1 protein-coding gene is annotated in these 380 nt (G+C 75.0%); it reads right to left on the reverse strand.

All coding sequences use genetic code 11. The features are described from left to right. Positions 1-380, reverse strand: a 380-nt coding sequence (locus DW299_RS15825; protein WP_136037145.1) for an aminotransferase class I/II-fold pyridoxal phosphate-dependent enzyme, incomplete at both ends; no start/stop codon positions are given.

Consider the following 380-nt stretch of genomic DNA (forward strand, 5'->3'; position numbering starts at 1 on the left):
ACGACGCTCTTCCGATCTCCTGGTCGAGCTCGCCGCGCGGGCACCGGTCTGCGCGGCGAGCTCGACCAGGCTGTCGGTGTCGATGCCCTCCGCGTCGACCGGGACCGGGATGGGCCGCAGTCCGTTCTGCTCCGCCTGCACGCGCAACCGCGACCAGCTCGGGTCCTCCACCAGGATCGCGCGGTGGCCGCGCCGGTGCAGCTCGCGCGTGAGGAGGTCCATCGCGTCGGTCGCCCCGTGGGTGATGATGACGTGGTCGGGGTCGGCCACCGCGTGCCGCGAGCGGGCCAGGTGCGACGCGACGGCCGCCCTCGCGGACGGATGCCCCGATGTCGGTGCGGCGGCGAGTTCCCGATCGGGCAGCGCGGTCAGGGCCGCCC

The sequence above is a fragment of the Microbacterium sp. K35 genome (assembly GCF_004794375.1).
In the GTDB taxonomy this organism is placed as follows: domain Bacteria; phylum Actinomycetota; class Actinomycetes; order Actinomycetales; family Microbacteriaceae; genus Microbacterium; species Microbacterium sufflavum.